Below are 5204 nucleotides of genomic sequence, written 5' to 3' on the forward strand. Positions count from 1 at the left end.
ATCCTCAGCCGTGGAATATTGTCCGGTTTTGGTCTTTTTTGGTTTTTTGACGAGTTGCATTTTTTCAAATAGGATTTCGCCCAACTGTTTTGGCGAAGCGATATTGAAAGTTTCGCCGGCTTCTTTATAGATTTCCTTTTCCAAATGTAAAATGTCTTCATCCAGCTTTCGCGAAAGCGATTTTAAAAACTCAGCATCCAACCGAATGCCTTCCAACTCCATATGCGCCAGTACAGATACCAACGGGATTTCAATCTCATCAAATAATTTTTGGGTATTGGCCTCGCCTAGTTCTTTTTCAAAATGGGCTTTCAGTTGGAGGGTGATGTCTGCATCTTCAACGGCATATTCAGTTTGTTGCTCGAGGGGCACATCGCGCATCGACTGTTGGTTTTTTCCTTTCTTGCCAATCAATTCGGTGATGGAAACCGGGGTGTAATTCAAATAAGTCTCTGCCAACACATCCATATTGTGGCGCATATCAGGATTGATGAGGTAGTGCGCGAGCATGGTGTCAAACAATTTGCCTTTTATGGTAACGTTGTATTTTGCCAGTACTTTGATGTCATATTTTAAATTCTGACCTACTTTTTCAATGGATTCAGCTTCAAAAAACGGGTGCAATTGCTCGATGATTTCCTGGGCTTCTTCTCTTTTTTCCGGAAAGAGCAAATAAAATCCTTTTCCGATTTCCCAGGAAAATGCAATACCCACAAGTTCGGCTTCCAGAGGATCAAGGGAAGTAGTTTCAGTATCAAAACAAACTGAGTTTTGTTTCATCAGGTTTTGAAGAAATAGCTTGGTGCCCATTCCCGGTTGCACGGTCTGGTAAAAATGGTCAGTATCTTTAATTGTTTTGCGTGAGGAGGTCATGGTGATGTTTTCTGTAGTGCCGCCTTCTGCATCAAAAAGGGAGAATTGGCCGGAGCCTGCAGGGGGCCTCCCTCCAGCCCCCTCCGAAGGAGGGGGAGCTTTTTTTAAGGAAGAATTATCATCTTCCCCCCTTTGGGGGGATTGAGGGGGGCTAAATAACTGCAAAAACTGATCCTTCAGCCTTCTAAACTCGAGTTCTTCAAAGATTTCCTGCACTTTTTCGCCGTCAGGCATAGAGAGTTCATAGTCCTTGGCATCAAAGGTGACATCGCAATCTACCAGGATTTTTGCCAGTTCTTTAGAAAGTAACCCCAACTCTTTATTCTCTTCTATTTTTTCTTTCATTTTGCCTTTCAGCTTGTCGGTATTGGCCAAAAGGTTTTCCATGGTTTCAAATTCTTCAATAAATTTTTTGGCCGTTTTTTCACCGACGCCGGGAAGTCCGGGAATATTGTCTGATGCGTCTCCCATCATTCCCAAAAAGTCAATGACCTGCTCAGGACGTTTCACGCCAAATTTTTTCTGTACCTCAGGAATTCCCCAGATTTCAATACCATTTCCCATTCTGGCGGGGCGGTACATAAAAATGTTTTCGGAAACGAGTTGGGCAAAATCTTTATCGGGGGTCACCATATAGACTTTATAGCCTTCTTTTTCGGCTTGTTTGGCCAGTGTGCCAATCACATCATCAGCTTCACAACCGGGAAGAACGACTACCGGAATGTGCATGGCCTTGAGGATATCCTGTATATAAGGGATAGCAATCATAATAGGCTCGGGTGTGGCATCGCGGTTGGCTTTGTATTCGCTGTAAAGCTCATTGCGGACATCGCTGCCGCCTTTGTCAAAACACACCGCCAGATGGTCCGGCTTTTCCCTTCTGATCACGTCGAGCAACGAATTCATAAACCCCATAATCGCTGAGGTATCCAACCCTTTGGAATTGATACGCGGATTCTTGATAAATGCATAATACCCCCTGAAAATAAGCGCATAAGCATCCAGCAGGAAAAGTCGTTTTTGTTCGGCCATGGGTGGTTGAATTTTAGCTTATAAAACTACAAAACTTATACGGGCAATTAAAATGGAAATTGTATTTTTCGGATTCAATTTCATGACGAGAGGTTGCCTTAACTTTGCGCCTCTGCGTCTTGGCGAGAAATGAATATTTGGATTAATTAATAACGAGATTCCCGCCTTCGCGGGAATAGGTGAGATGAAAAAATACGCTATAGCCATACACGGCGGAGCAGGCACCTTGATCAAAGGCAAAATGACTCCCGAAAAAGAAGCAGCATACAGAAACGCTTTGCAAGAAGCTTTGAATGTTGGATACTCATTACTTGAAAACGGTGCTTCAGCCATTGATGCTGTGGAGCAAGCAGTTGTATCCCTTGAAAATACGCCACTGTTCAATGCCGGAAAAGGGAGTGTGTTTACCAATGCCGGCACACACGAAATGGACGCTTCTATCATGGAAGGCAAGGAACTTAAAGCAGGTGCCGTTTCCCTGATTACCGGAATCAAAAACCCCATTTCGCTGGCAAAGCAAGTTATGTTAAAAAGTGAACACGTTTTTCTCGCCGGGGAAGGCGCCATGCGTTTTGCAAAAGAAAACGGTTTTGGTACTGAAAACCCGGAGTATTTTTATGATCAGTTCCGCTATGAGCAATGGCAAAAAATAAAGGATAGTGACTCATTTCAACTGGACCACAGCGATAAAAAAGATTCCAAATTTGGCACTGTGGGAGCAGTAGCCTGCGACCAAAACGGAAACCTTGCTGCAGCCACCTCCACCGGTGGAATGACCAATAAAAAATGGGGCAGGGTGGGCGACAGCCCGATGATTGGTGCCGGAAATTATGCCAACAACAATACCTGCGCCGTGAGTTGCACCGGTAGCGGTGAATTTTTTATAAGAGGCGTCGTGGCTTATGACGTTTCCTGTCTGATGGAATACAAAGGGTACACCTTACAACAAGCTGCTGACGAGGTCATCATGAACCGCATTTTAAAAATAGGCGGTGATGGCGGACTCATAGCCGTGGATGCATTAGGCAATGTGGCCTTACCGTTTAATACGGAAGGGATGTATCGTGCAAGCAAATCATCAAATAGTGATGAGGTGGTTGCTATTTATAAAAATTAAAAGTCCCCCTCCTTTGGAGGGGTTAGGGGAGGCTCTACAACAAACTCTTCACCGCCGGTAGCACACTCACCGCCCTGTTTGAAATATTGTATCGATCACCCGCAGAAAGCACGTGGGTAATCAGGTTAGTCATCGTGAGAGGAGTGCCAGGTTTTAATATAGCGATGTTGTTGTGGGTCAATTTTCCCGGGTCAAAAACAATGACCATGCCTGAGCCGATGACTTCAGCTTCATTGCCGTTCCTGATGATGAGTGCGGTGTCTTCAGCAAGCCCGATTCCTATGCAGCTCGGAAATAATGCAACAGCTTCTGACAAACGTCCAAAACGGCCGCGCTGAATAAAATGGGTGTCAATGATAAGTTCCGGAATCAGGTTCATTCCCTTTTTCATTTTGATGGCACCTTTAAAAAAGGATTCGGTACTGCTGCCGCCGGCTATCATTTCTTTGGCCATGCACATGGCCCCGGCACTGGTGCCTGCAATTACAAATTTTTCATTGTGATAGCGTGCTTTCATCAATTCGTGAAAACGGGTATTTCTGATAAATTTGGTAATTTTGGATTGGTTTCCACCGGAAAACATAACACAGTTAGAGGCTTTTAACAAGTCAATAATTGCCTGTTCTTCGGCCATTTCTTTTGAATTGATATATAATGTAGTGACATCAAAACACCCCAATTTATTAAATGCTTCCACATAATTTTTGCCCACTTCTTTGGGTACTCCGGAGGCAGTCGTGATCACCAATATTTTAGAATTGTCACCACCGCTTTCATTGACCACCCGGGCTAAAATACCTTCGCTGATAAAATCCAAATTAAAACGCTCGCCGGTATGAAAGCCTTTGTCTTCATTTCCTCCTATGGGGATAAGAGTTCCTTTAATCATATATGATTTGTAAAGTTATTTGCAAAAATAGTTTATATTTAATCGGTTTCAAACAGAATTGAGTTGTTTGCTACCCTTTTTTAAAAATTAAAAAACAAAACACCCTTTATGAGAATAAGAGAAATCAATGCGATGCGTGGCCCAAATTACTGGTCGGTCAGACGCCATAAGTTAATTGTTATGGTCCTTGACCTGGAAGACATGGAACAAAAACCCACCAACTCCATACCCGGATTTAGGGAGCGACTGGAAAAAATGTTTCCCACCATGTATGCCCATCGGTGCTCTGTGGGGACCGCCGGCGGATTTTTTCAGCGTGTGGATGAAGGCACCTGGATGGGTCACGTGATTGAGCACATTGCATTGGAAATTCAAACTTTAGCAGGAATGGATGTGGGGTTCGGAAGAACACGCGGATATGGTGAAGAAGGTGTATATAATGTAGTATTTGCCTATATGGAAGAAAAAGTGGGGCGGTATGCTGCACAAGCTTCCGTAAGGATATGTGAAGCATTGATATCGGGTGAAGATTATGATTTGGGGGCCGACATACAGGAAATGCGCGAAATCAGGGAAGCTGAACGTTTAGGGCCCAGTACAGGATCAATTGTGGAAGAAGCTGCCAGCAGAGGGATTCCGTGGATACGGTTGAACAAATATTCCCTGTGCCAATTGGGTTATGGTGCCAATCAAAAGAAAATTCAAGCTACGGTAACTAGCCAGACCAGTAGTATTGGGGTGGAACTTGCGTGTGATAAAGAAGACACCAAATTCCTTTTGGAACAATCAGAAGTTTTGGTGCCTAAAGGCGAAATCATTAAAACTGAAGCCGGATTAAAAGATGCGGTAGATTATGTGGGCTATCCTTTGGTGACCAAACCCATTGACGGCAATCACGGAAGGGGCATCACAGTTGACATCAACAGTTGGGAGGAAGCCCTTGAAGGTTTTAGAGCAGCTAAAGAAGTGTCTCGTTCTGTTATAGTGGAACGTTTTATTACCGGTGAAGATTACAGGATACTTGTTATAAACCATAGACTTGTCGCTGCTGCGAAAAGAACCCCGGCACACGTGATTGGTGATGGGAAATCGACATTGCAGCAACTCATCGATAAAGTAAACAGCGACCCGAGACGGGGTTATGGTCACGAAAAAGTATTGACACAAATCACGGTGAACGATTTGACGAAAAGTATCATCGCTTCTTATGGATATACCCTGGAGACTGTTCCTAAAGAAGGCGAGCGGGTAATCCTTAAAGATACGGCAAACCTTAGCACCGGTGGTACTTCA

4 protein-coding genes are annotated in these 5204 nt (G+C 44.0%); 2 read left to right on the forward strand and 2 right to left on the reverse strand.

Features of this window, described 5'->3' with window-relative positions; genetic code table 11:
- Positions 1 to 1905 (reverse strand): DNA polymerase (locus tag AC6F75_RS00455; protein WP_500712959.1); only part of this gene is annotated, 1905 nt, incomplete at its 3' end.
- 184 nt (positions 1906 to 2089) lie between these two features.
- On the opposite strand from AC6F75_RS00455, the gene AC6F75_RS00460 reads away from it, so the two are divergent.
- Positions 2090 to 3022 carry an isoaspartyl peptidase/L-asparaginase gene (locus tag AC6F75_RS00460; protein WP_500712960.1) on the forward strand — a complete coding sequence of 311 codons (933 nt, stop codon included), beginning with the start codon at positions 2090 to 2092 and terminating at the stop codon, positions 3020 to 3022.
- Positions 3023 to 3056: 34 nt separating this feature from the next.
- Here AC6F75_RS00460 and AC6F75_RS00465 read toward each other — a convergent pair whose 3' ends face one another.
- Positions 3057 to 3911: a cyanophycinase gene (locus tag AC6F75_RS00465; RefSeq protein ID WP_500712961.1), complete on the reverse strand. Its 855-nt coding sequence runs from the start codon at positions 3909 to 3911 to the stop codon at positions 3057 to 3059.
- Between the two features lie 108 nt (positions 3912 to 4019).
- Here AC6F75_RS00465 and AC6F75_RS00470 point away from each other — a divergent pair.
- Positions 4020 to 5204 (forward strand): cyanophycin synthetase family protein (locus AC6F75_RS00470; protein ID WP_500712962.1); only part of this gene is annotated, 1185 nt, incomplete at its 3' end.

The organism is Planktosalinus sp. (assembly GCF_059864935.1).

Bases quoted from the DNA above. Each gene is read 5' to 3' on its own strand.
- AC6F75_RS00460 (WP_500712960.1), top strand. From the start codon at position 2,090: ATGAAAAAATACGCTATAGCCATACACGGCGGAGCAGGCACCTTGATC.
- AC6F75_RS00465 (WP_500712961.1), bottom strand. From the start codon at position 3,911: ATGATTAAAGGAACTCTTATCCCCATAGGAGGAAATGAAGACAAAGGC.